General features: G+C 72.0%; 21 protein-coding genes. 7 read left to right on the top strand and 14 right to left on the bottom strand.

Annotated elements, in window-relative coordinates:
- The first annotated feature begins 16 nt into the window (after nucleotides 1-16).
- Nucleotides 17-1,087: a lytic polysaccharide monooxygenase auxiliary activity family 9 protein gene (locus ACQPZG_RS27320; RefSeq protein ID WP_433548357.1), complete on the top strand. Its 1,071-nt coding sequence runs from the start codon at nucleotides 17-19 to the stop codon at nucleotides 1,085-1,087.
- A gap of 160 nt (nucleotides 1,088-1,247) precedes the next feature.
- Nucleotides 1,248-2,312, top strand: coding sequence for a DUF3533 domain-containing protein (locus ACQPZG_RS27315; RefSeq protein WP_433548356.1), 1,065 nt, complete (start codon nucleotides 1,248-1,250; stop codon nucleotides 2,310-2,312).
- Between the two features lie 102 nt (nucleotides 2,313-2,414).
- Here ACQPZG_RS27315 and ACQPZG_RS27310 read toward each other — a convergent pair whose 3' ends face one another.
- The 4 genes from ACQPZG_RS27310 to ACQPZG_RS27295 all read right to left on the bottom strand — a co-directional run bounded on the left by ACQPZG_RS27310 (nucleotide 2,415) and on the right by ACQPZG_RS27295 (nucleotide 7,358).
- Nucleotides 2,415-3,503, bottom strand: coding sequence for a S1 family peptidase (locus ACQPZG_RS27310; protein ID WP_433548355.1), 1,089 nt, complete (start codon nucleotides 3,501-3,503; stop codon nucleotides 2,415-2,417).
- A gap of 453 nt (nucleotides 3,504-3,956) precedes the next feature.
- Complete coding sequence (locus ACQPZG_RS27305) at nucleotides 3,957-4,871, bottom strand: S1 family peptidase (protein ID WP_433548354.1); 915 nt, start codon at nucleotides 4,869-4,871, stop codon at nucleotides 3,957-3,959.
- 270 nt (nucleotides 4,872-5,141) lie between these two features.
- On the bottom strand, nucleotides 5,142-5,960 hold the full coding sequence (locus ACQPZG_RS27300; protein WP_433548353.1) for a DUF1684 domain-containing protein: 819 nt from the start codon (nucleotides 5,958-5,960) through the stop codon (nucleotides 5,142-5,144).
- A gap of 144 nt (nucleotides 5,961-6,104) precedes the next feature.
- Nucleotides 6,105-7,358, bottom strand: a complete 1,254-nt coding sequence (locus ACQPZG_RS27295; RefSeq protein WP_433548352.1) for a DUF5685 family protein — start codon at nucleotides 7,356-7,358, stop codon at nucleotides 6,105-6,107.
- 312 nt (nucleotides 7,359-7,670) lie between these two features.
- Between ACQPZG_RS27295 and ACQPZG_RS27290 the strand changes: the two genes are divergently transcribed.
- Nucleotides 7,671-8,108 carry a cell division protein SepF gene (locus tag ACQPZG_RS27290; RefSeq protein ID WP_433548351.1) on the top strand — a complete coding sequence of 146 codons (438 nt, stop codon included), beginning with the start codon at nucleotides 7,671-7,673 and terminating at the stop codon, nucleotides 8,106-8,108.
- 36 nt (nucleotides 8,109-8,144) lie between these two features.
- Here the strand turns inward: ACQPZG_RS27290 and ACQPZG_RS27285 are convergent, their stop codons facing one another.
- Together ACQPZG_RS27285 and ACQPZG_RS27280 are read right to left on the bottom strand one after the other, a co-directional pair.
- Nucleotides 8,145-9,338 (bottom strand): acyl-CoA dehydrogenase family protein, encoded by a 1,194-nt coding sequence (locus tag ACQPZG_RS27285; protein WP_433548350.1) that lies wholly within the window; start codon nucleotides 9,336-9,338, stop codon nucleotides 8,145-8,147.
- A gap of 92 nt (nucleotides 9,339-9,430) precedes the next feature.
- Complete coding sequence (locus ACQPZG_RS27280; RefSeq protein ID WP_433548349.1) at nucleotides 9,431-11,257, bottom strand: MFS transporter; 1,827 nt, start codon at nucleotides 11,255-11,257, stop codon at nucleotides 9,431-9,433.
- A 517-nt stretch (nucleotides 11,258-11,774) separates the two neighbouring features.
- Between ACQPZG_RS27280 and ACQPZG_RS27275 the strand changes: the two genes are divergently transcribed.
- A complete protein-coding gene (locus ACQPZG_RS27275; protein ID WP_433548348.1) occupies nucleotides 11,775-12,803 on the top strand; it encodes a phosphatase PAP2 family protein in 1,029 nt (342 codons plus the stop codon).
- A 170-nt stretch (nucleotides 12,804-12,973) separates the two neighbouring features.
- On the opposite strand, the gene ACQPZG_RS27270 is transcribed toward ACQPZG_RS27275, so the two are convergent.
- A complete protein-coding gene (locus ACQPZG_RS27270; protein WP_433548347.1) occupies nucleotides 12,974-13,189 on the bottom strand; it encodes an I78 family peptidase inhibitor in 216 nt (71 codons plus the stop codon).
- Between the two features lie 384 nt (nucleotides 13,190-13,573).
- Between ACQPZG_RS27270 and ctaD the strand changes: the two genes are divergently transcribed.
- Nucleotides 13,574-15,289 (top strand): aa3-type cytochrome oxidase subunit I, encoded by a 1,716-nt coding sequence (gene ctaD / locus ACQPZG_RS27265; protein WP_433548346.1) that lies wholly within the window; start codon nucleotides 13,574-13,576, stop codon nucleotides 15,287-15,289.
- Here ctaD and ACQPZG_RS27260 read toward each other — a convergent pair.
- From ACQPZG_RS27260 to ACQPZG_RS27245, 4 genes are all read right to left on the bottom strand, one after another.
- Entirely contained in the window at nucleotides 15,234-16,208 is a 975-nt protein-coding gene (locus ACQPZG_RS27260) for a helix-turn-helix transcriptional regulator (RefSeq protein ID WP_433548345.1), read from the bottom strand. The genes ctaD and ACQPZG_RS27260 overlap by 56 nt on opposite strands.
- Before the next feature lie 73 nt (nucleotides 16,209-16,281).
- Nucleotides 16,282-17,115 carry a transferase gene (locus ACQPZG_RS27255; RefSeq protein ID WP_433548344.1) on the bottom strand — a complete coding sequence of 278 codons (834 nt, stop codon included), beginning with the start codon at nucleotides 17,113-17,115 and terminating at the stop codon, nucleotides 16,282-16,284.
- Nucleotides 17,112-18,383, bottom strand: coding sequence for a glycosyltransferase family 4 protein (locus ACQPZG_RS27250; protein ID WP_433548343.1), 1,272 nt, complete (start codon nucleotides 18,381-18,383; stop codon nucleotides 17,112-17,114). The genes ACQPZG_RS27255 and ACQPZG_RS27250 overlap by 4 nt, the downstream gene beginning before the upstream one ends.
- A gap of 196 nt (nucleotides 18,384-18,579) precedes the next feature.
- On the bottom strand, nucleotides 18,580-19,245 hold the full coding sequence (locus ACQPZG_RS27245) for a transglycosylase family protein (protein ID WP_433548342.1): 666 nt from the start codon (nucleotides 19,243-19,245) through the stop codon (nucleotides 18,580-18,582).
- Nucleotides 19,246-19,575: 330 nt separating this feature from the next.
- Here ACQPZG_RS27245 and ACQPZG_RS27240 point away from each other — a divergent pair, with 330 nt between their 5' ends.
- Both ACQPZG_RS27240 and ACQPZG_RS27235 read left to right on the top strand, forming a co-directional pair.
- Nucleotides 19,576-20,352, top strand: coding sequence for a hypothetical protein (locus tag ACQPZG_RS27240; protein WP_433548341.1), 777 nt, complete (start codon nucleotides 19,576-19,578; stop codon nucleotides 20,350-20,352).
- Between the two features lie 188 nt (nucleotides 20,353-20,540).
- Entirely contained in the window at nucleotides 20,541-20,885 is a 345-nt protein-coding gene (locus ACQPZG_RS27235) for a hypothetical protein (protein ID WP_433548340.1), read from the top strand.
- A 23-nt stretch (nucleotides 20,886-20,908) separates the two neighbouring features.
- On the opposite strand, the gene der is transcribed toward ACQPZG_RS27235, so the two are convergent.
- The 3 genes from der to cmk all read right to left on the bottom strand — a co-directional run bounded on the left by der (nucleotide 20,909) and on the right by cmk (nucleotide 23,873).
- Entirely contained in the window at nucleotides 20,909-22,399 is a 1,491-nt protein-coding gene (gene der / locus ACQPZG_RS27230) for a ribosome biogenesis GTPase Der (RefSeq protein WP_433548339.1), read from the bottom strand.
- 128 nt (nucleotides 22,400-22,527) lie between these two features.
- Complete coding sequence (locus ACQPZG_RS27225; RefSeq protein ID WP_433548338.1) at nucleotides 22,528-23,181, bottom strand: lysophospholipid acyltransferase family protein; 654 nt, start codon at nucleotides 23,179-23,181, stop codon at nucleotides 22,528-22,530.
- On the bottom strand, nucleotides 23,178-23,873 hold the full coding sequence (gene cmk / locus ACQPZG_RS27220) for a (d)CMP kinase (protein ID WP_433548337.1): 696 nt from the start codon (nucleotides 23,871-23,873) through the stop codon (nucleotides 23,178-23,180). The genes ACQPZG_RS27225 and cmk overlap by 4 nt, the downstream gene beginning before the upstream one ends.
- Between the last annotated feature and the right edge of the window lie 12 nt (nucleotides 23,874-23,885).

Below are 23,885 nucleotides of genomic sequence, written 5' to 3'. Positions count from 1 at the left end.
CTAGGAGTTCTCCACGATGACCACCGCTCGCCGCAAGGCCGCCGCCGTCGCCGTTCTCGGTCTCGCCCCGCTCGCCCTGACCGGTCTCGCCGCCTCCCCGGCGGCCGCGCACGGTTCGATGACGGACCCGGTCAGCCGGGTGTCGGCCTGCTACGCGGAGGGCCCGGAGAGCCCCGACTCGGCGGCCTGCAAGGCGGCCGTGGCCGCCAGCGGCGCCCAGGCGTTCTACGACTGGAACGCGGTCAACATCGCCAACGCGGCCGGCAACCACAAGGCGCTCATCCCGGACGGCAAGCTGTGCAGCGCGGGCAACGACAAGTACAAGGGGCTGGACCTGCCGCGCGCCGACTGGCCGTCCTCGAAGCTCACGGCGGGCAAGCACACCTTCCGCTACAAGGGCACCGCCCCGCACAAGGGCTCCTTCGACCTGTACGTCACGAAGGACGGCTACGACCCGACGAAGCCGCTGAAGTGGTCGGACCTTGAGGCCAAGCCGTTCGCGTCGGTGACCGACCCGCGGATGGAGGCGGGGGACTACGTCTTCGAGGGCACCCTGCCGAAGAAGTCCGGGAGGCACCTCGTCTACAGCGTGTGGCAGCGTTCGGACAGCCCCGAGGCGTTCTACACCTGCTCCGACGTGGTCTTCGGCAAGGACACCGCCGGCTCGGGCACCGGAAACGCCACCGCGCCGGTCGCCACCGCTCCGTCCGACGAGGACATCGCGGCGGGCGCGGACAAGTCGACGGTCGAGCACCGGGGCCACGGCGACGACGACCACAGGACGAACGCGAGCGCGAAGCCGTCCGCTCCCACCGCCCCCCAGGCGCCTGCCGCCGACGCCAATGCGCCCGCTCCGCAGGGCGGCTCGCCCGACCCGGTGGGGACGCCGACGCAGGCCCCGGCGGGTGCCCCGGCCGGCTCTCCGGCCCCCGCTCCGGCCGACGGCGAGAACCTCGCCGAGACCGGTGGCGACGGCAGCGCCCCCTACCTCGCGGTCGGCGGTGCGGCCGTGCTGGCGCTCGGCGCCGCGCTGCTGTTCGGCTCGGTCCGCCGCAGGGCCGCCACGGGCGGGCGTCACGGCCGCTGATCCCCGCAGCTGAGCGTGCCGTCCGTTCCGGGGGGAACGGACGGCACGCTCATGTCCGGTGCACGTCCGTGCCGGACGTCCCGTCGCACCGCCCCCCGCCCTTCACTCGTCCGGCTCACCCCACCTGCGGGAAGCCCGCGCGCGCCGGAGCGTTGAGGGCATGAGATTCGCCGACGAGTTGAAGAACGCCGTCACGCCCAGGGCCGCGCTGCTCGTCCTCGGCGCGCTCGCCCTCCAACTGCTGTTCATCACGTCGTACGTGGGGGCCCTGCACCACCCGGAACCGCGTGACGTCAAGGTGGCGGTGGTCGCGCCCGGCGGGGCGGCGGACAGGTTCACGGAGCAGCTCAGGAAGCTCCCCGGCTCGCCGCTCGACCCTCGCGTGTTTGACTCCGAGGCGGCCGCGCGCGACGACATGCTCCACCGGAAGATCGACGCGGCCCTTCTCGTCGACCCGAAGGGCGGCACCTCCGACACCCTTCTGGTCGCCTCGGGCCAGGGCGGTTCGCAGACCCGCGCACTGGAGCAGGTCTTCACCGAGGTCGCGAAGTCCCAGCAGCGCACCGTCACCTTCGAGGACGTCGCGCCCGCTTCCACGAAGGACGCCAACGGGCTGTCGTCGTTCTACCTGGTGGTCGGCTGGTGCGTCGGCGGCTACCTGTGCGCGGCGATCCTCGCGATCAGCGCCGGGGCCCGCCCGGCGAACGGCAAGCGGGCCGCGATCCGGCTCGGCGTGATGGCCCTGTACGCAATCGTCTCCGGCCTTCTCGGCGCGGTCATCGCGGGACCGGTCCTGGACGCGCTCCCGGGCAGCGTCTTCGGGCTGTGGGGGCTGGGGGCGCTCACGGTCTTCGCGGTCGGCGCCCTGACCCTCGCCCTCCAGGGAATCTTCGGCGTGGTCGGTATCGGGCTGGCCATCCTGATCATCGTGATCGCCGGCAACCCCAGTGCGGGCGGCGCTTTCCCCGGTCCGATGCTGCCGGGCTTCTGGCAGGCCATCGGGCCCGCGCTGCCGCCGGGTGCGGCGACGTGGGTGGCGCGTTCGATCGCGTACTTCAAGGGCAACAACATCACGGGGCCGCTGCTGGTCCTCGCCGCCTGGGCGGTCGTCAGCGCCGCCCTGACCCTCGCGGTGGCCTCCCGGGTGAAGTCGAGCCGTCCGGGTGCGGACGACGAGCCGGGCGGTGCCACGGAGGTGCGCTCCGCGCGGACCCCCCTCGTGTGAGCACGGCCGACGCGGCGGGAAGCCCCTGACCCCCGCCCCACGCGCGCGCACGCCCCGGCCTCACCCGGCCGGGGCGTGCGCGCGCACCTGCTGCGGGCTCGATCAGCCGATCTCGGTGCCCGTCGCCGCGAGCGCGGCCGTCACCGGCTGGAAGAAGGTCTCCCCGCCGGACGAGCAGTCGCCGCTGCCGCCGGAGGTGAGGCCGAGCGCGGTGTCGCCCGCGAAGAGCGCCCCGCCGCTGTCGCCCGGCTCGGCGCAGACCGTGGTCTGGATGAGGCCGTTGACCACCTGGCCGTTGCCGTAGTTCACGGTGGCGTCGAGGCCGGTGACCTCACCGTCGTGGACCTGCGTGGTGGAGCCGCTGCGGGTCACCTTCTGGCCGACGGTGGCATCGCCCGCCCTGCTGATGGCCTGGGTGCTGCCGTTGTAGAGGTTGACCTCGCTGGGGTGCGGGGTGTCGCCCGAGTACTTCACCAGGCCGTAGTCGCCGCCGGGGAAGTTCGAGTCGACGGTGGTGCCGATCCCCGCGCCGCCCTGCTTGTCGGACCAGGTCGTGATGCCGGCCGTGCAGTGCCCCGCCGTCAGGAAGTGCGGCTCGCCGCCCTTGGTCACGTTGAAGCCGAGCGAGCAGCGGGAGCTCCCGCCGTAGATGGCGTCCCCGCCGGCGATGAGCGGCTTGAACTCCCCCTTCGTCTGCTTCAGTTGCGCCTTGGAACCCAGCGCTTCGACCTCGCGGGTGAGCTGGGCGAGGGCCGCGCCCTTGACCGTGCGGTCGGCCGTCACGACTATCTTGTTGCTGACCGGGTCGGTCGCCCAGGACGTGCCCGGGATCGACGCCTTCCCCGCCAGCGCCGCGCGTGCGGACTTCAGCTCGGCGAGCGAGTGCTGGACGACTCTGGCCTTGCCGCCGGCCTCGCGCACGGTCCGGGCCGCGGCCTCGTCGGTGACGTTGACGACGAGGGACTTGGCCTCGGCGTCGTAGTACGCCCCTGCCGCTTCGGAGCCGAGCTGCTCGGCCAGGGACGAGGCGAGCTGGCTCGCGCCCGTCGCGGACAGCGTCCTGAGGGCGGGCGCCGCGGCCGGGTCTTCGCTGGCGTTCGCGGTCTGGAAGGTGACGCCCGTGGCGATCAGAGCGACGGCCGCGGTCCCTACCACGGCCGCGCGTCGCCTGGGGATGCGTCGGTGCTTCACGAAATGACCTCCTGTGGGGGGTCCGGGCCCCGAATTGTGGGGGTGGGCCCGGGTGGAGCCTCACTATTCCCAGGAGGACGGGGGCACACAAGGTCGACTTCAGGACGCGCACACGACAACTACCGCACGCTCTCCTTCTCTTGACATGACGGTCCGGTGCCCGACCCGTGCCTTCCTCGTCACCTTCGCGAACACCCCGAGCGACGGGTGGCAGCCCCAGGGTGAGGTCTACTCCTGTCCGGTACTGGTCCCTGGGGGGCGCATTTCGGGCAGCGGGACGCGCGGGAGGTCGCGCATGTCGGCTGTGCGGCGCCGGTTCGGCCGTCCGCAGGACCCGCACAAGCGGCAGGCCCCCGCCCGGAGGAGTCCGGGCGGGGGCCTGTCCGCTGGCAACGCGGTTCTCAGAAGTACCCGGTGGACCCCGGGTGACGGAAGGACGGGACGGAAGGGGGGTCAGTAGATGCTGACCCCGTACGCGCTCAGCGCTTCGGTGACCGGCTGGAAGAAGGTCGTGCCGCCGGTACGGCAGTTGCCGCTGCCGCCGGAGGTGAGACCTATGGCGCGGCTGCCGGAGTAGAGCGGGCCGCCGCTGTCGCCGGGCTCGGCGCACACGTTGGTGCGGATCATGCCGTAGACGACGTCGCCGTTGCCGTAGTTGACGGTGGCGTTGAGACCGGTGACCCGGCCGCTGTGGGTGCCGGTGGTGGATCCCCGCCGGGTGACGGCCATGTTGACGGTCGCGTTGGCCGCGCTGGTGATGTCGACGTTGCCGACCGTGCCAGGGCGGGCGATCGAGCTGTTGTCGTAGCGCAGGATGCCGTAGTCGTTGCCCGGGAAGCTGGATCCCGTGGTGGGGCCGATGCGCGTCGTGCGGCCCGAGTTGGCGTACCAGGTCGGGTTGCCGTCGGTGCAGTGCCCGGCGGTCAGGGCGTAGTACGTGTTGCCCGAGCGGACGTTGAAGCCGAGCGAACAACGCCAGCTCGGCGCGTAGATGGCGTCGCCGCCCGACAGGAGCTTGGAGAACTTGCCCGGGGTGCGCTCGATGCGCAGGCCCCTCGCCTGGTCACCGGCGGCAGCGCTGATCCGGGCGATGTCCGCGCGGGAGACGGTGGAGTCGGCGGTGACGACGAGGGTGTTGGTCGCCTTGTCGACGTGCCAGGCGGTGCCCGCGACGTCCGCCTGGAGAACGGCGGACTCGACGGAGGCGAGCTGGGTGGCGCTCAACGCGGTGGGGGCGGCGGCCGGCTGGGCCTGGGCGTTCGGTACCGCGAGGGCGACAGCGGCGGCGAGTCCTGCCGCCACGCCCAGGTATCGGGCGCGTCTTGCCGTACCGCTGCGGGGTGTGGGGGTGGTGCGCTCTTTCCTCACTTGTCGTTCCTCCCGAGGGGAATCGGGGGCCCGTACGGATTGGGTCTGTCCCGGGGCCCGTGAGGCGCAGCCCGGGGCCGCGCGGGCCCCGGTGTGATGCCGTCGGCCTCGCTGTGCCCCTGACAAGCGCTGTGACGGGAGTATTCGACGGCCTCCACGCCCGCGCAAGGGCGCGTTTCGGCCTTGCGCGGGCGACGGCGGCCCGGCGTGCGGCGGACCCGGGGCCTTCCGAGGTCCCGGGTCCGCCGACAGAAAGAAGGACGAAGTCCCTTATTTCTCCAGCTTGTTGAGTTCTCCGACCGGCACGGCGAAGGACAGCGTGTTGCCCGGCGGCGGGAACGGGCAGATGAAGTGGTCGGCGAAGGCGCACGGCGGCAACAGCGCCCGGTTGAAGTCGACGGTGACCGCCCCTTCGGCGTCCGGCGCCCCGGGTCGCAGGAAGCGGAACCGGTAGCTGCTGCGGCCACTGTCCGCGTCCGCGAAGACCGCCCAGAGGGAACCGTCGTCCTCGACGGCGACGTGCAGCGAGTGCTGGGCGCCGCCGTGTGCGAAGACGACCTCGCCCGCGAGGCCCAGTCCGCGCGAGCGCCCGTCCGCGTTCTCGACCTGGAGGGTCCGGTTCTCCCCGTAGGGCACGAAGCGGCCCCGCAGCACCCACGCGGGGTCGTACGGTCCGGCCTCGACGCCCGCGAAGGCGCGTCGCGCCGCCGACCCCGGGTCGAAGTCGCGCACCGCCCACTGGCCCTCACGGCGGAGCACGACCAGTCGCCGCTCCCCCACCGAGATCCGCGAGCCGGAGATCGGCCCCCGGTCGGCGCCGAGCCGGACCTCCCCGGCGAACGGCCGCCCGTCGACGCTGACGCCGTCCTGTTCCGCGGCGGTCAGCACGACCTCCTCGCCGTCGTCCCCCCACCGCCCGGGCACCCCGTCGATGCGACCGTCCGCATGGTCGGCGAGCCAGTGGGTGCCCGACAGGGAGAGCGGGCCGTACGGCGAGGCGACCGTTTCGACGCGCCGGTCGTGCCAGCGCTGCCAGTCCCGCCGCGGGTCGTCCTGGGCCTGCGGACCACTGCTGTCGACTCTGCTCATGCGACCAGCCTTCCACACGGGTCGGACAATCGCCCGAACCCGCGCGAGGGGCAGCCGGAGCGGGCCCTGCGGTCGACCCCGCAGCCGGGGATCAGCGCGCGCACCGGGGCGGATCCGCGGTCGCACGCCACGTGCTCGGGCGGGTCAGCAGTCGCAACAGCCGCAGTCACAGTTGCCGCAGTCGCACTTGTCGCACCAGCCCTTGCGCTTCTTCCTCGACCAGGCACTCTCGTACTCGCTGGCGCAGCACACCCTGCACGTGCAGCACAGGCCGATCGCCGCCGCACACCCGGACCAGAAGCCGCGCGGTTTCCTCCGCTCCGGCGGCGTCGGCTCTCCGCCCAGGAAGCCACCGCCGCCGTGTCCGCCGCCGCCCGGCGGCACGCCCTGCCCCGGACCGCCGCCGGACGGAAGGCCGGAACCGCCACCGCCGTACGGATTGTTGGACCCGTTGGGGCCGCCCTGCCCCGGGTGGCCGGGCTGCTGTCCGCCGGGCGGCGGTCCGTAGGTCTGCGCCCTGCCGTCGTGGGCGTGCCCGCACCCGGTCGTGCCGAAGACCCGGTTGACCGACTCGTCGAGTTCGTGGGCGAGCAGGACGTGCACCAGCCGAGAGTCGACGAACTCCGCGTCCCGCAGCGCGAGCCGCACCCCGCGCACCGCCTCGTCGCACAGCCTTCGCGCCTCGGAGCGGGAGGTCCCGGTGGCGGTCAGCGGGTTCCACGCACCTGACGCGTCGTCAACGGCCTGGTCCTCCACGGCGTCCAGCAGGTGGGCGAGCCGGCCGAAGAGCCTGCCCGCCTCGGCGAGCGGGGCCGCGTTGCCCGGCCGTCCGGCGAGGACCGCGGTGTGCGCGAAGGCGGCGGCCGTGGCGGTCTCGGTCGGCTCGGTCACCAGGAGCAGCGGTGTGCCGACTCCCGCGACCGCCTCGATGCCCCCTTGCCGGTCCACCGCGTCGACGAGCAGCGAGGTGTCGAAGCCGAGCGAGGCCCCGGTCCCGGCGCCCGCCCTGTCCCAGTTCCTGGCGATCCTCCGCGCGGCGAGGGCGACCGGACGGCGGGCCAACAGGCCGTCCCGGTCGGCGACGTGGTCGCGCACCTTGGCGGAGGCCAGTACCAGCGAGACCGCTGCGGCGAGCCTGGCGCCCTCGCCCTGCGCGACGGGTGCGGTACGCATCGCACGCAGCGGGCAGGGGCCCGCCGTACGCCGCCGGTCGGCCGACGACACGGACTGAGCCTCCGTCAGAACCGAGACGATCAGGCCGTCGTAGTGGGTGACGACGCGTGAGAACTGGCCGTGGTCACGGCGAAGCGCCAGGCACAGTCCGCAGAGATGCGCCCTCCATTCCGTGGCGAGACCTTCACCGAGCCGGTGCGTGCAGGGTCTGACGATGCCGAACACATTGCTCCCCCGTTGTGCGGTCCCCCGGGCTCCGAACACCCATAGGACGGTCCGTCAGGCACCGTATCGACGGCGTACGTTCACCCGTCCGTGCCCCTGCTCACCCGTCTGGCCCGATGGTCCGATTTACACTCTCCCGGCGGCTACGGGCACGGCGAATCCCGGCCGGAGCACAGGCAAATCGCCACAACTTCTGCACCAGTACCGTCACGAAAACCCTGCGCGCCGACTATCCACTTGGCGCGCAATCCGCATGATGGACGACCATAGGGGGAGCGGAACACAAGCAGACCGCGGTGAAAGGAGGCGTTCATGGGATCGGTGCGCAAGGCGAGTGCCTGGCTCGGACTCGTCGAGGACAGCGACGACCGCTACTACGACGACGAGTACGCCGAAGGGAACAACGAGACACCCGAGCCCTGGGTCACGGACCCGCGGGTCCGTGTCGTCTCCGAGGCGGCCGAGGACAAGGGCCGCCGTATCGCCACCGTCACCCCGGACGGCTTCCGGGACGCCCGCGGCATCGGCGAGCTGTTCCGGGACGGCGTCCCGGTGATCGTCAACCTCACCGCCATGGAGCCGGGCGACGCCAAGCGCGTCGTGGACTTCGCCGCCGGCCTGACCTTCGGTCTGCGCGGCTCCATCGAGCGCGTGGCCACCCGGGTCTTCCTGCTGACCCCCGCCAACACCAGCATCGTGAGCGGCGAGGCCGCCGGCCGCGAGACCGGCGGTTTCTTCAACCAGAGCTGAGCAGGGCGCTCACCGGCGTCCTCGTTCCGGACGCCCCTACCGGAACGCGTCGAGTCCGGTGAGCGCCTTGCCCAGCACCAGCTGGTGCATCTCCACGGTGCCTTCGTAGGTCAGGACCGATTCGAGGTTCGTCGCGTGGCGCATCACCGGGTATTCGAGCGAGATGCCGTTGGCGCCGAGGATCGTGCGACTGGTGCGACAGATCTCGATCGCTTCGCGCACGTTGTTGAGTTTTCCGAAACTGATCTGTTCCGGGCGCAGCCTTCCGGCGTCCATCCGCAGCCCCAGGTGGTGGGCGAGCAGGATTCCCTTGTGCAGTTCGACGGCCATGTCCGCGAGTTTGGCCTGGGTGAGCTGGAAGCCGCCGATCGGCTTTCCGAACTGTTCGCGGGACTTCGCGTAGTCGAGCGCCGCCTCGAAGGAGGCACGGGCCGCGCCCATCGAGCCCCACACGATTCCGTACCGGGCATGGCTCAGACAGCTCAGCGGCCCCTTGAGTCCCACCACGTCCGGGAGCACGGCGTCGGCGGGCAGCCGGACGTCGTCCATCACCAGCTCACTGGTCACGCTGGCGCGCAGGGACCACTTGTGGTGGATCTCGGGGGCCGAGAAGCCGGGGCTGTCGGTGGGGACGACGAAGCCGCGGATGCCTTCGTCGGTCTGCGCCCAGACGACGGCGACCCCGGCGACCGAGCCGTTGGTGATCCACATCTTGCGGCCGGTGAGCACCCAGTCGGCGCCGTCCTTCTTCGCATGGGTGCGCATGCCGGCCGGGTCGGAGCCGTGGTCGGGTTCGGTGAGGCCGAAGCAGCCGATGGTCTCGCCCGCGGCCATGCCCGGCAGCCACCGCTGCTTCTGCTCCTCGGAGCCGAAGCGCCAGATCGCGTACATGGCGAGCGAGCCCTGTACGGAGACCAGCGAACGGATGCCGGAGTCGGCTGCCTCCAGTTCGAGGCAGGCGAGGCCGTACTGGACGGCGGTGGCGCCCGCGCAGCCATAGCCGGTCAGGGACATGCCCAGCGCGCCGAGGGTCCCGAGTTCGCGGGCCAGCTCGCGGATGCCCGGGAGTTCGCCGCGCTCGTACCAGTCGGCGATGTGCGGCAGTACGCGGTCGGCGGCCCAGCTGCGGACGGTCCCGCGGACGGCGAGGTCCTCGGGACCGAGCAGGTCGTCGATGCCGAGCGGGTCGGCGGGGTCGAACGACGGAAGCTTCGCTGACTGTGCGGACATGCTGCCCTCCGGCGGCTCTCGGACACGGCTCGCGGAAATTAACTAGCGCTGTTAGTTAACGCTCGGGGAAACGGTACGGGCCGGGGCCCTGTTCAGTCCAGGCCCGCTGTCGCGTCGGCCCGCTCGCGCGGCGTGGAGCGGAGCTGCCGGGACTCGGCCTGCCCCCGCCCTGCCGCCTGCGACCCCGCTTCCGGCCGATCGCCCTGCTTCGTGCGGTCGTCCGGCTCGGCACGGTCGCGCTGCTTCGTGAGGTCGTGCTGCCCGGCCGGGCCGTGCTGCTCCGGTACGCAGGGACCGCTCGCGGTGGGCCCGTCCCCGTGGCCGTCCCCACCGCCGCCCCCGCCGTCGGGGGAAGTCGCCGTCTGCTCCATGCCGCGCGGCAGCCGCAGCGCGGCGAAGGCCCCGACGAGGAGCAGGCCGGCGCTGGTCAGGAGGGTGACGTGCAGACCGTCCACGAAGGCCACGCGCGCGGTCGAGCGCAGTGCGGCCCCCGCCGTGCCGCCGATCTCCTTGGCCACTTCGTACGCTTCGCCGAGCGAGTTCGAGGCGGACTTCGTCTCCGCCGCCGAGACGCCCTCGACGCCCTTGACGCCGGGCCCGTACGTGGCGTTCATCACGCTGCCGAGCAGCGCGATGCCCATGCCGGCGCCAAGTTGGTAGGAGGTCTCGCCGATCGCCGCCGCGCCGCCCGCCGAGTCCGCGGGGGCCTCGCTGAGCATCGACTCGTACGAGCCGAACAGCGTCGCCTGGATGCCGAAGCCGAGCAGGACGAACCCGCCCGCCATCAGCCACGGCCGGTCCTCCTGGCCCATCAGCGTCAGCAGGCTGACCGAGCCCGCGGTGAGCGTGAAGCCGAAGACGACCATGGCACGCGGACCGACCTTGTGCAGGACCCACCCGCCGACCGCGCCCGCCGCCATCGCCGCGAAGGTCAGCGGCAGCAGCCGCATGCCGGTCTCCAGCGGGCTCAGCCCGAGCACGAGCTGGAGGTACTGGACGGCGATGAGTTCCAGGCCGACCAGCGCGAGCATGCCCAGCACCAGACAGCCCACGGAGGTGGTGAAGGTGACCCGGCTGAAGAGGTTCATGTCGATCAGCGGGTGCTCACGGCGCCTCTGACGACGTACGAACAGCACCAGCAGCACCGCCCCGACCAGCAGCGGAGCCAGGGTCAGCACGTCGAGCACCGGGTCGCCGCTGCCAGCTCGCTTCACTCCGTACACGACGCCGAGCACGCCCGCGGAGGCCATCAGCGCACCGATCACGTCCCACGGGCCCGTGCCGCTGCCCCGCGACTCGGGCAGCAGCAGCCGGCCGAGCGGGAGGAGCACGATCATCAGCGGGATGTTGATCAGGAAGACGGAGCCCCACCAGTAGTGCTCCACCAGGAAGCCGCCGAGCACCGGGCCGCCGGCCGCGCCGATTCCCGAGACGGCCGCCCAGATGCCGATGGCCATCGCCCGCTCGCGCCGGTCGGGAAAGACCTGCCGGAGGATCGACAGCGTCGCGGGCATGATCATCGCGCCGCCGATGCCGAGCAGGGCACGGGCCGCGATGAGCAACTGGGGGGTCTCGGAGAGAGAGGCCATCGCCGAGGCGAAGCCGAACAGCCCGTAGCCGAGGAGCAGGATGCGACGGCGCCCCACCCGGTCGCCGAGCGTGCCGAAGAGGATCAGCAGCGACGCGCAGACCAGGGGGTAGGAGTCGACGATCCAGAGCAGTTCCACGGAGCCGGGACGCAGGTCCTCGGTGACCGAGGGGACCGCGATGTGCAGGATCGTCGAGTCGAGCGCGACGAGGATCAGACTGACGCAGAGCACCACGAGAACGACCCAGCGGTTGGCGCCCTGCCCCGAGAGGAGCCGTCGCCAAGGACCTCCCGCAGTCAGCTCGGCGCCGGCCGTGGTTGTCCCTGCCATGTACGTGACCTCCCAGAGAATCTCTCGCGCTCGGCGGACCGCCGGCACTGTATGTATTCATACGTCACGAATTCATACGACCTGGTGGGCCCGGCATCGACGGGCGAGCGAGCCGTCAGCGTACGCGAGTTCACCCCCCGGGCGCGTGGTCCATCTCTCACGGAAACGCCCCGGCAGGTGTGGCGTGCGCCACGCGGGAGCACGCTCGACGGGGCCCGCGCGGTTCCCCCGCCGGTCCGCCGCGGGCGGCGGCACGGGTCGGCGACGGCCGACGGGCGGGCGGTCCGGACGGCCGTCGCGCGGAGGGCGGAATTTCTGATGACGACCCGCCCACGGGAATTCACCGAATTCAAAGCGAGTTGCGGGAGTGTGCCGGAGTGAATAGGGAACAACGCCCCCGCCTTTTCCCGCGCGGCCCGGAACAAACCTTGAGATGAGACACACTCCACATCACATGGTCATCACAAAGACCTCGGACCGGTCGGGCCCGTCACGCACTCGCGGTAACGTCGATTGGGTGCGTATCGACCGAATCTTTGCCCGGCTGGACCGGGAACCGGAGCCGCCGAAGATAGAGATCCCCCGCATGAGCGGGACCCGCAAGGTTCTCTTCGGCTCGACGCTGGCGTTCTACCTCGCCATCGTCTGGGCCGTGCTGGTCAGCTCCTGGCTCGTCCTGCTCGACTGGAAGGTCATGCTCTTCCGGGCGTACGAGCAGTGGCCGGAACTGCACGCATTCCTGGACTACCTCGTGGTGCTCGGCCAGCGCGGCCCGACCGCCGTGATGGTCGCGGCCTGGCTCGGCTGGCGCTCCTGGCGCCAGCACACGCTGCGCCCGCTGCTCACGCTGGCCACCTCGCTGCTGCTGCTCAACGTCACGGTGGGCGCGGTGAAGATCGGCCTCGGCCGTCTCGGCCCGCACTACGCGACGCAGATCGGCTCCGCCGAGCTGTACGCGGGCGGCGATATATTTCCTTCGGGACACACCGCCAACGCAGTCGTGACCTGGGGAATCCTCGCGTATCTGGCCACCACGCCCAGGGCCAGACGCTGGCTTTCGGTGCTCTCCGCGGTGGTCGCCCTCAGCGTGGGCGCGACCACCGTCTATCTCGGTACGCACTGGCTGAGCGACGTGCTGCTCGGCTGGGCGGCGGGGCTGCTCATCCTGCTGGCGCTGCCCTGGTTCGAGCCGCTGATCGGGCGGGCCGAGGCGTTCGTCTTCGCGGTGCGCGAGCGGTGGCGCTCGCGCGGGGCGTTGGTACCGGCCCCCGCCGCGGTCTCCGCCGCGGCGGTGCCTCCCGGGGCTCCGGCGACGGTGCCCGCCGTACTCCCGGGTGCGGTCGAGCCCGCCTCGGGCCGCGAGCCGGTGAGTGCGGGCGGCGGCCGGTACGCGAGTGCGCGTCCCGCGTCCCAGGCCGTTCCGGGACACCTCCAGGCCCGTCCGCACGCGGTCCGGTCCGAGCGCCCGTCGGTCGCCCCGGCGGGCAGCCGGCGGCCCCCGCAGCCGCACAAGAGCGGTACGCACGCGCCCCACGCCACGCGCTGACCCGGCCGACGGCCCGCGCCGGGACTGCCCGCCGGGCAGTCCCGGCGCGGGCCCGGCGAAGGCACGGCGAAGGCACGGCGAAGGCACGGCGAAGGCCCCGGGCCGCTCCTGGCGAGCGGCCCGGGGCCTTCGCGCGTATGCGGGCCCGGTCCCCGTCGCGACGGGGTCGGTCAGCCGACCCAGCAGCGGGTCACGGCGTCGTCCCGGACCTCGAAGTTGAGCCGTCCCTGCACGAACTCCATGGTGATGATCGTGCCCGGCGGGAGCGTCCTGACGGTGCTCCAGCCGTGTTCCTCGGCGCTCCTGGTGGCCTCGTCGACGGCGAGACCCACGTAGCGGTCGGGGGTGTCCTCGGGCTGGGCGGGTGGTGTCGGTAGGGGTGCCATGGGTGCCACCGTACGTCCCCGATACCTTCCCGGTCACGCTTGTGTCACAAGATCACGACAGGAGTTTGGCGGATGCCCTTTCACTCGATAGGGCCCTTTCTGTGCGGGCGAATGCCGCCTCGCCCTCAGGATTCTGACGTGCTCACGTTCACTTCGAATTCACCTCGGCTCCTTTTTCCCCTCCTCCACCCCTCGGGCTTTTCGAGGGAAATCGGAAGACCCGGCCAATGATTCGGAATGCACGATTCCGCTTCCACTCGCACGGATCCCGTCCGACTACCACATCTGCCGCACACATCCGATCACGCATGCCCTCTGTCGGTTCGGGGTACTCACGCGCATCATGTGTCGAGTTGACCCGGGCGCGGACTGCGAGGGGGCACGATGGGGACGACGACCGTCGCGACGACTGCCGCGGAGCCCGGCCGCGAGCGGCGGCCCGGACGGGTGGTCGTGGACTGGCTGACCACCACCGACCACAAGAAGATCGGGCACCTCTACCTGATCACGTCGTTCGGGTTCTTCCTGATCGCCGGCCTGATGGCGCTCCTGATGCGGGCCGAGCTGGCCAGACCCGGCATCCAGATCATGTCGAACGAGCAGTACAACCAGGCGTTCACGATGCACGGCACGATCATGCTGCTGCTGTTCGCGACGCCGACCTTCGCCGGGTTCGCCAACGCGGTCATGCCGCTCCAGATCGGTTCGCCCGACGTGGCGTTCCCGCGGCTGAACATGTTCTCGTACTGGCTGTTCCTCTTCGGCGGGCTGATCGTGCTCGGCTCGCTGCTGGTGACCAACGGTCCGGCGGACTTCGGCTGGACCTCCTACACTCCGCTCAGCCGCATGGAGCGCTCCCCCGGCATGGGGGCCGATCTGTGGATCATGGGGCTCGCCCTGTCGGGCTTCGGCACGATCCTGGGCGCGGTGAACTTCCTGACCACCATCATCGCGATGCGCGCGCCCGGCATGACCATGTTCCGGATGCCGATCTTCACCTGGAACGTGCTGTTCACCTCGATCCTGATCCTGGTGGCCTTCCCCGTGCTCGCGGCCGCACTGCTCGTGCTGGAGTCCGACCGGCGGTTCGGGTCGATGGTCTTCGCGCCCGAGGTCGGCGGATCCCTGCTCTGGCAGCACCTGTTCTGGTTCTTCGGCCACCCCGAGGTCTACATCATCGCGCTGCCGTTCTTCGGGATCATCACGGAGATCATCCCGGTCTTCTCCCGCAAGCCGATCTTCGGTTACGTGATGCTGATCGGCGCGACCATGGCCATCACGGGGCTGTCGCTGGTGGTCTGGGCGCACCACATGTTCGCCACCGGAGCCGTGCTGCTGCCGTTCTTCTCCTTCATGTCGTTCCTGATCGCGGTGCCGACGGGGGTGAAGTTCTTCAACTGGACGGGCACCATGCTCAAGGGCTCGCTGTCCTTCGAGACGCCGATGCTGTGGTCCATCGGCTTCCTGGTCACCTTCCTGTTCGGCGGGCTGACCGGAGTGCTGCTCGCGTCGCCGCCGCTGGACTTCCACGTCACCGACTCGTACTTCGTGGTGGCGCACTTCCACTACGTGGTGTTCGGCACGGTGGTGTTCGCCATGTTCGCGGGCTTCTACTTCTGGTGGCCGAAGTTCACCGGCAGGCTCCTCGACGAACGGCTGGGGAAGATCCACTTCTGGACCCTGTTCGCCGGCTTCCACACCACGTTCCTGGTGCAGCACTGGCTGGGCGCGGAGGGCATGCCGCGCCGCTATGCGGACTACCTCGACGCCGACGGCTTCACCGCGCTGAACATGCTCTCCACCAGCGGGGCATTCCTGCTGGGCCTCTCCACCCTGCCGTTCCTCCACAACATCTGGAAGACCGCGAAGTACGGGGCGAAGGTGGACCGGGACGATCCCTGGGGGTACGGGCGCTCGCTGGAGTGGGCGACCTCGTGTCCGCCGCCGCGGCACAACTTCGTCACGCTGCCCAAGATCCGCTCCGAGTCCCCCGCCTTCGACCTCCACCACCCCGAGATCGCCGCGCTCCAGCGCGAGACCCAGGTCACACCGGGGCCGCTCGATCCAGAGCACGCCCGAGGAGATCACGGGCCGCAGTGATCCGCTCCGTCAGCTCCACCGGTTCCACCACCTCGAACTCAAGACCCGTCAGCAGTACGTGGATCACCATCACGTCCAGGCTCGTGGCCCCGGTGCGCAGCAGGCAGGTCTTCTCGCTCTCGGCCTCCAGGACACCGTCGCTGGGGCCCACGACCTCCCGGGCCGCCTCCAGCGGTACGAGGAGCCGCAGTACGGCGGTCTCCAGATAGGCCGCCGTGGAGACTCCCCGGGAGACGTACGCCGCAAGGTCTTCGGCCGGTGCCTCCCGTGGTGCGAAGCGCGGTCCGTGCGGCGGCTTCGGCGTGATCCGGTCGGCGCGGAAGGTGCGCCAGCCCGCGCGGTCGGTGTCCCAGGCGACCAGGTACCAGCGGCGCTCCGTGCACACCAGGCGGTGCGGTTCCACGGTGCGGCGGGTGGTGCTGCCGGCGTGGTCCTGGTACTCGAACCGCAGCCGCGTCGAGTCCCGGCAGGCCGCGGCGAGTTCGGTGAGGACCCCTGGGTCGACGGTGCCGCCGCGGCGGCCGTGCAGCATGGGCACGGTGAACGCGTTCAGTGCGCCGACCCGGCGGCGCAGCCGGTCCGGCAGCACCTGTTCCAACTTGGTGAGGGCGCGTACGGAGGTCTCGCCGATGCCCTCGATGCCCTGCCCCGCCGCGCTGCGCAGGCCCACGGCGACGGCCACCGCCTCGTCGTCGTCCAGCAGCAGCGGCGGCAGCTGCGCGCCCACGCCCAGCTGGTAGCCGCCGCCGGTGCCGGGGCTGGCGTGCACGGGGTAGCCCAGCTCGCGGAGCCGGTCGACGTCGCGCCGTACGGTGCGGGGCGTGACGCCGAGCCGCTCCGCGAGGTCGGGTCCTGACCATTCGCGGTGGGCCTGGAGCAGCGAGAGCAGACGCAGCAGCCTGGCCGAGGTCTCCAACATGGTGCGGAGTCTGCCAGGTCTTGCGCGGACAGGTACGGTCCGCGAGACCTGGGCGGGCAGGGCGTCCGGGAGACTACGGAGTGCCGATCTGGACCGTGAGGTCGTTGTCGAGCGTGTAGTACGGGAAGGCCACGGTCTTGCCGTCGTCGCCCACCGGCAGCACCGGGTACTTGAAGACGGGCTGCTTGTCCGCGATGTCGTCGAGCAGGCGACCCACCCGTATCGCAGGCGTGCCGTCGGCCGCCGTCAGCCACAGGTCCCATGCCTGCTTGGCACCGTCCCGTCCGGCGGCGAGAGGGGTGTAGGGCAGCGTGAAGGAGAACGCGTGCTCCGCGCCCGTCACCGGCTCGCGGTGGACGCGGTCCCGGTCGCCGCGCAGCCGGGCCTCGACGACCGCGCCGGAGCCCAGCTCGGCGCCGTACAGCCGCCCCTCGACGGTCATCGACCCGGTGCCGAAGAGGATGTCGCCCGCCTCGGCGTGCGGGGCGCGGCGCCAGCTCCGGACGGCGAGGCTGCCGTCCGCGGTGGCGTACGGGATGCGGACGGCGACGGCCTCGGTGCGGGGGTCGGGCGTACGGCTGACCAGGGCCCGCAGGTCACGGATGCCGGGCCGGACGGTCAGGTCGGCTCCGCCGCCGTACACATGGGCCTCCCAGCGGCCCTCGGGGAGGTCGACCGTGCTGGGCAGCACGGCGCGCAGCCGGCCCGGCGAGACGGGCGTCAGCGGCAGCCGTACGTCCTCGCCGGCCCTGCCGCTGCGGCGCAGTACGAGCGCGGCGTCCGGCGCTGCCGCCACCGCCACGTCGAAGGTGACTCCGCCCGCGGAGTCGGCGGTGCAGTCGGCACGCGGCACGGCCGGGGCGTCGTCCCCGGCCGCCGGCGGCGTGGGGGAGGAAGAGGTGGTCATGCGGTACGCCCTTTCCGGAGCGTGGAGAGGACCTTGCGGCGCAGGGTGAAGGCTTCGTCGATGAGGACACCCGGCACGCGGTGAAGGTTGTCCCGCAGAGTGCCGCGGGTTCGGTCGTTGGTGCCGCGGGCGACGAGGTCGGCGTAGAGCGCGGCGTGCCGTTCGGCGATCTCGGCCGGGTCGAAGCGGGCGGAGTTCTCGAAGGCCGCGCGGCCCATCCGCTTGCGCAGCCCGTCGTCCTGCACGAGGTCCAGGAGGGCTCGGGCGACGGCGTCCGCGTCGCGCATGGGGACCAGGCGGCCGTCGACGCCGTCGCGGATGATCTCGCGGGGGCCGTGCGGGCAGTCGGTGGAGACGACGGGCACGCCGCAGCGCATCGCCTCGACGATGGTCATGCCGAAGGCTTCGAGGTCGGAGGTGACGGCGGCGATGGAGCCCTTGGGCCATTCCGCTTCCAGGGGGTTGGCGATGCCCATCAGGAACACGTGGTTGTGCAGTCGCAGTTCGTCGATGAGGGCGCGCAGCTTCGGGGCGGTCTCGCCGCCTCCGTAGATGCGCAGTTTCCAGTCGGGGCGGGCGGCGACGACCTGTGCGAAGGCCCTGATGAGGAGGTCGTAGCGCTTGCCCGGGGCGAGCCGGCCCGCCGCGACGACGATCTTCGCCTCGCCGTCGGCGGGGGCGAGCCGGGCGGGCGGGACGATGTTGGCCATCGCCTCGATGCGCACACCGGGCAGGTTGAGCTTCTCCCGGTACGAGCGGGCGTCGGCCTCGGTGACGGTGGTGACCGCGTCCAGGAGTGCGTAGCGGTAGCGCAGTTCGCGGCGCAGCCGGTAGCGGTGGCTGTCCAGGGTGAGGTGTTCCTGGCCGATCCGTACGGTGTCGCGGCGGGCCTGCCGGGCCATGTGCACGTTGAGGCCCGGCCGGGTGCCGACGACGACGTCGGCCTTCAGGCGCTGGAGGTGGGCGCCGATCCGCTCGTCGGTGAGACGGCTGTACTGGGGATGGCGGCCGTCGCCGGTCGGGAAGACGCGGGCGGGCCTGGCGTGCTCGGGCCGGTTCCCGTCGTACTCGGGGCTGTGGCCGCGCAGGTCGACGAGGTAACTGAGGGGCACGCCGGGAGGCGGTGTCATGGCGGGCTCGTCGCGGTGCCGGAAGACCGAGGTGATCTCCACGTCGTGCTGCTCGGCGAGGGTCTGGGCGAGGTTGAACGTGGTGCGGATCGTGCCGCCTACGGCGTACGCGTTGTGGAGCAGGAAAGAGATGTGCATGCGCCGGTGAGTCCCCCTGGTCTTCGACGGCCCGGTCGTGTGGTCGGCCGCCGTTCCTTCAGCTGAGGACTTTACTTGCCCGCCCCCGGACACGGGTCGGATGCAGGGCATTGCGTTCGAACCGCCGTGGCCGCGGGCGCCGGGCGCGGTCGCTGGTGGGCGGGCCCGGCCGCGGAGTGTCCCCCGCCGCCCCTGCTCAGGCGTTCCTCGCCCCGCTCGGCGTGACGACGGCCGGCGGGCCGAACTGGCGGCGGTCGTCGTGTCCGCCCCTTCCCCGCCCCGCCCCCTCGGGGATGACCAGCCAGGTCCCGGTGCGGAGCCCGTCCGGACGGGGGCCGACCGCGTCCCTGTTGACCTCGTGGAGCTTCGTCCAGCCGCCGGCGACCTTGTACCTCGCCGCGATGGACCAGAGCGTCTCGCCCGCCTTCACGATGTGGACACGGCGGTCGGTGAGCCCGTACCGCTTCGAGCACTCGGGCCAGGCGCCCCACCCCTGGGTGCTCACCACCTCCTCGGCGACCTCGATCTGTTGGGTGCGGGTCGCCAGGTCGGCCCGGCGCGCGTAGCCGAGTCCGCCGTGCTCCTCCCAGGTCGGCTGCGCGAACTGGAGCCCGCCGTAGTAGCCGTTGCCGGTGTTGGCGGCCCAGTCGCCGCCGCTCTCGCACTCGGCGAGGCAGTTCCACGGCCACTGGCTCGCCGCGCACGCGGGGGCCTCGGAGATCCCGGCGGCGCGTGGCGCCGCGCGGGTAGGGGCGGAGGGGGCGGCCGGGTCGGCAGGGGCTGCGGCGGCGGGCAGCGGGGCCAGGGCGATCAGCGCGCCGAGCACGGCGCAGGACGCGAGACGGAATCGAGGCTTCAGCACGGGGCCACCCCATCACCGCCGCCCCGCACGCACGCGCACGGCGCGCAGAGCGAGGGCGGCCCCCCACCCGGTCGGGCGACCGGTCCGGCTCCGTCGCGGCTGCCTGCCGTCACTCGACGACGGCTCGCCGTGGCTCCCGTTGTCCGCCGTCCGCGCTCCGGTGCCGCGCGGGCCCGGCACAAGGGAACGTGCGTACGCGCAGGCGGGTCCGGGAGGCGTGTCCGGGTCGATTCGGTGCCCTTCCGCGCGTGACCCCGGCCGCGGATGGCCCGTTGTCTTCTTGAGCTCCGGGATCCGCCCGGCGCCAGTACTCAGCTCTAGGAGCCAACCGTGTCGCGCATGCTCGACGTCAGCGACGACGTACGCGCCGAGATCGGCGACGAAGAAGCCGACCGGCTGCTCGCCGGCGAGAACGCCCCCGGCAATTACGACTGCACCTCCTGCCGCACCCCCGGCGACTCCGGGAAGGAGGCCACCTCCACCGTGCTGTTCGTCGGCGACGAGACCGCCGTGCTCGCCTTCGCGCACGCCACCTGCATCCCCTCCCAGGTCGTCCCGGTCGCCGAGGAGCAGCTCCAGGGAGCGGTCCGTTCCATCACCGCCAGCCAGGACGGCTCGGCCGGGGACGGCTCGCCCGAGCAGGCCGTGCTCGGGGTCACCAGCGGGCTCGTCCTCATCGAGGGCGAGCTGCAGCCCGCGCTGGTCGTGGAGCCGACCTCGGCGGTCGCCCGGCCGGGCGCGGACGCGGGGGACGAGTTCCTGCCGCTGCTCATCGAACAGGGCTTCCAGCCGGTCGCCGACCTGAAGGCGATGCCCGCCTCCCTGCCCGGGTGGTCCGTACTGCTCGCCGCCGGGCAGCTGCACGCCGTCCTGCAGCCCGGCGCCGCCGGCGGCACCCCGGTCGCCTGGTGGCAGGCGCACCGTCCGCTCCAGGTCACCGACTCGTGGCGGTCCGCCGCCAACAAGTCGCAGAAGGTCCTCGTGCTGGCGGCTCCGGTCGGCTCGATCGGCCAGCAGCCGCGTGAGGACCTGCTGCGCAGCGCCCTGGACAAGGCGGCCGCAGAGGGGCAGCTGGTCGCCGCGACGCTGCCGCTGGCGGGCACCTGACAGTCGCTCGCCGCCGGCACGTCCGGCCGCGCGGGGCAGCCGGGGCGGCGGGAGATCCGGCGCGAGAGTGATCCGGAGGCGGAGGGTCCGGATGCACTCCGTACCCGCATCCGCGAGGCAGTGGGGTCGTTGGCACAGACGTGCACTCATACGACCCCACTCGCCCGTTCCAGAGCCAGATCCCCGCCATGCGGCCGTCCCAGGAGCCCCAGCCGCACCCCACCTCGTACACGCCGATCTACGACGCGCTCTACTCCGAGTACCGGAGGTCGTTCCGTGCCCTGCCGGGCGACCGGAGCGGCGAGGAGGACCTCGGCTTCACGGCCTTCGGCACCGGGATGGGCCTGCACCACGGCCACCGGGTCGGCAGTGGTCTCCCGGCGCACCCGCAGCCCGGCCAGCACCAGACCGGCCACTACGTCGCCCCGTACAGCACGTGGCAGAACCTGCACACCCAGCACGGCCAAGGGCGGCAGCACCCCGGGAACCACGTTCCCGCCGCACTGCCGCCCGGCCCCCGCAGGGGTTACTAGCGCCTGGTGGAGGCGCCGCCCGCCTACTTGTTGCGGCCGCGCTTCTCGCGCACCCGCACCGAGATGTGGATCGGCGTTCCCTCGAAGCCGAACTCCTCGCGCAGACGGCGCTCGACGAAGCGCCGGTAGCCGGCCTCCAGGAAGCCCGAGGCGAACAGCACGAACCGCGGCGGCTTCGCACCGGCCTGCGTCCCGAAGAGGATGCGGGGCTGCTTGCCGCCGCGGACCGGGTGCGGGTGGGCGGCGACGAGCTCGCCGAGGAAGGCGTTCAGGCGGCCGGTGGGGACGCGGGTCTCCCAGCCCTCCAGCGCCGTCTCGATCGCCGGCACCAGCTTCTCCATGTGGCGGCCGGTGAGGGCGGAGACGTTGACGCGCGGGGCCCAGGCGACCTGGGCGAGCTCCGTCTCGATCTCGCGCTCCAGGTAGTAGCGGCGCTCCTCGTCGAGGGTGTCCCACTTGTTGAAGGCGAGCACCATGGCGCGTCCGGCCTCGACGGCCATCGTGATGATGCGCTGGTCCTGCACCGAGACGGACTCGCTGGCGTCGATCAGGACGACGGCGACCTCGGCCTTCTCCACCGCGGCAGCGGTGCGCAGCGAGGCGTAGTAGTCCGCGCCCTCCTGGAGGTGCACGCGACGGCGGATGCCGGCGGTGTCGATGAACTTCCAGGTGACGCCGCCGAGCTGGATCAGCTCGTCGACCGGGTCGCGGGTGGTGCCGGCCAGCTCGTTGACGACGACGCGGTCCTCCTTGGCCACCTTGTTCAGCAGCGAGGACTTGCCGACGTTGGGGCGTCCGATGAGGGCGATGCGGCGCGGGCCGCCGAGCGGGGTGCCGTTCGCGAAGGTCTGGGCGGGCGCGTCCGGCAGTGCCTCCAGGACGGCGTCGAGCATGTCGCCCGTACCGCGCCCGTGCAGCGAGGAGACCGGGTGCGGCTCGCCGAGGCCGAGCGACCACAGGGAAGCGGCGTCGGCCTCGCCGGACAGGCCGTCGACCTTGTTGGCGCACAGCACGACCGGCTTGCCGGCCTTGCGGAGCAGCCGTACGACGGCCTCGTCGGTGTCGGTGGCGCCGACCGTCGAGTCGACGACGAAGACGACCGCGTCGGCGGTCTTGATGGCGTACTCGGCCTGGGCGGCGACGGAGGCGTCGAGCCCCAGCACGTCCTGCTCCCAGCCGCCGGTGTCCATCACCTTGAAGCGGCGGCCCGCCCATTCGGCCTCGTAGGAGACGCGGTCGCGGGTGACGCCCGGCTTGTCCTGCACCACGGCCTCGCGGCGGCCGATGATGCGGTTCACCAGGGTCGACTTGCCGACATTGGGGCGGCCGACGACGGCGAGGACGGGCAGCGGCCCGGCCGACGCCTCCTCAAGGGCGCCCTCGATGTCCTCGGGGTCGAAGCCCTCCTGCGCGGCGAGCTCCATGAACTCCGCGTACTCGGCGTCGCCGAGCGCACCGTGCGAGGCGCCCTGCTCGGGTCCGTGCTCGTCGCCGGAGTGGATCTGGTCGTTCATGAAGTCCGTTCCTCAATCATCATCGATGAGCCGCGTTTCCCCGCGGCCCACTACTCAAGTCTCGCTCACCGCCACCGATGACGCTTCCCGCCCCGGCGGCCGTTCCCGCCCCCGCTGCCGTCCTCGCCTCAGTGGCCGGTCAGCCGCCTCGCCCCGGCCAGGTGGGCGGTCAGCCGCTCCTGGATCCGGACCGTGGCGTCGTCCAGCGCCTTCCTCGTACGCCGTCCGCTGCCGTCGCCGGCCGCGAACGGGTCGCCGAAGACGACGTCGATCCTGCTGCGCAGCGGCGGCACCGCAGATATCAGTCGGCTTCTGCGCCGTGCACTGCCGAGCACCGCGACGGGCACGATCGGCGCCCCCGACCGCAGCGCGAAGTAGGCGAGTCCCGCGCGCAGCGACGCGAAGTCGCCCTCGCCGCGCGTGCCCTCGGGGAAGATGCCCAGCACACCGCCGTCGCCGAGCACACCGAGCGCGTCGGTGATCGCGTTCCGGTCGACGCCGTGGCGGTCGACCTTCAGCTGTCCGATACCCCGCAGGAACGGGTCGAGGGGGCCCACGAAGGCCTCCTTCTTGATGAGGAAGTGCACCGGTCTCGGCGCCGTCCCCATCAGCATCGGTCCGTCGATGCCGTGGGTGTGGTTCACGGCGAGGATGACCGGCCCGGTGGCCGGGACGCGCCAGGAGCCCAGCACCCGCGGCCGCCACAGCCCGTACATCAGGCCGATGCCGATGCCCCGCCCGACGGCGGCGCCGCGCGCACTGCGCGCGCTGGCGTCGGTCACTTCCCGGCCCGCTTCTCCTCGACCAGGGTGACGACGCACTCGATGACCTGGTCGAGGGTCAGGTCGGTGGTGTCGACCTCGACCGCGTCGTCCGCCTTGGCGAGCGGGGACGTCTTCCGGCCGGAGTCGGCCGCGTCCCGCTTGATCAGGGCTTCCTTGGTGGCGGCGACGTCGGCGCCCTTGGTCTCGCCGCTGCGGCGGGCCGCGCGGGCCTCGGCCGAAGCGGTGAGGAAGATCTTCAGGTCCGCGCCGGGCAGCACGGTGGTGCCGATGTCACGGCCCTCGACGACGATGCCGCCCTCGGCCGCGCGGGCGATCTCGCGCTGGAGTTCGGTGATGCGCGTGCGCACCTCGGGCACGGCGCTGACCGCGCTGACCCGGGAGGTGACCTCCTGGGTGCGGATCGGGCCGGAGGCGTCCTGGCCGTCGACGGTGATGGCCGGGGCGGACGGGTCGGTGCCGGAGACGATGACGGGTTTGGCGGAGGCGGTGGCCACGGCGGCGGCGTCCGTGACGTCCACGCCGTTGGTCAGCATCCACCAGGTGATCGCCCGGTACTGCGCGCCGGTGTCCAGGTAGCTGAGGCCGAGCTTGGCGGCGACGGCCCTGGACGTGCTGGACTTGCCCGTGCCGGAGGGGCCGTCGATGGCGACGATCACTGCGGCCGGGACGGTCCGGGCGGCGTTTTCCACGGTGTCGGGCAC

Origin of the sequence: Streptomyces sp. CA-294286, from assembly GCF_050947155.1 — a bacterium.
In the GTDB taxonomy this organism is placed as follows: domain Bacteria; phylum Actinomycetota; class Actinomycetes; order Streptomycetales; family Streptomycetaceae; genus Streptomyces.
This window is presented reverse-complemented; position numbering and strand designations above follow the sequence as displayed.

Coding starts and splice junctions, on each gene's coding strand:
- ACQPZG_RS27290 (WP_433548351.1), top strand. CDS start 7,671: ATGGGATCGGTGCGCAAGGCGAGTGCCTGGCTCGGACTCGTCGAGGAC.
- ctaD (WP_433548346.1), top strand. CDS start 13,574: ATGGGGACGACGACCGTCGCGACGACTGCCGCGGAGCCCGGCCGCGAG.
- ACQPZG_RS27235 (WP_433548340.1), top strand. CDS start 20,541: ATGCGGCCGTCCCAGGAGCCCCAGCCGCACCCCACCTCGTACACGCCG.
- ACQPZG_RS27285 (WP_433548350.1), bottom strand. CDS start 9,338: ATGTCCGCACAGTCAGCGAAGCTTCCGTCGTTCGACCCCGCCGACCCG.
- ACQPZG_RS27280 (WP_433548349.1), bottom strand. CDS start 11,257: ATGGCAGGGACAACCACGGCCGGCGCCGAGCTGACTGCGGGAGGTCCT.
- ACQPZG_RS27320 (WP_433548357.1), top strand. CDS start 17: ATGACCACCGCTCGCCGCAAGGCCGCCGCCGTCGCCGTTCTCGGTCTC.
- ACQPZG_RS27260 (WP_433548345.1), bottom strand. CDS start 16,208: ATGTTGGAGACCTCGGCCAGGCTGCTGCGTCTGCTCTCGCTGCTCCAG.
- ACQPZG_RS27300 (WP_433548353.1), bottom strand. CDS start 5,960: ATGAGCAGAGTCGACAGCAGTGGTCCGCAGGCCCAGGACGACCCGCGG.
- ACQPZG_RS27315 (WP_433548356.1), top strand. CDS start 1,248: ATGAGATTCGCCGACGAGTTGAAGAACGCCGTCACGCCCAGGGCCGCG.
- ACQPZG_RS27270 (WP_433548347.1), bottom strand. CDS start 13,189: ATGGCACCCCTACCGACACCACCCGCCCAGCCCGAGGACACCCCCGAC.
- ACQPZG_RS27255 (WP_433548344.1), bottom strand. CDS start 17,115: ATGACCACCTCTTCCTCCCCCACGCCGCCGGCGGCCGGGGACGACGCC.
- der (WP_433548339.1), bottom strand. CDS start 22,399: ATGAACGACCAGATCCACTCCGGCGACGAGCACGGACCCGAGCAGGGC.
- ACQPZG_RS27250 (WP_433548343.1), bottom strand. CDS start 18,383: ATGCACATCTCTTTCCTGCTCCACAACGCGTACGCCGTAGGCGGCACG.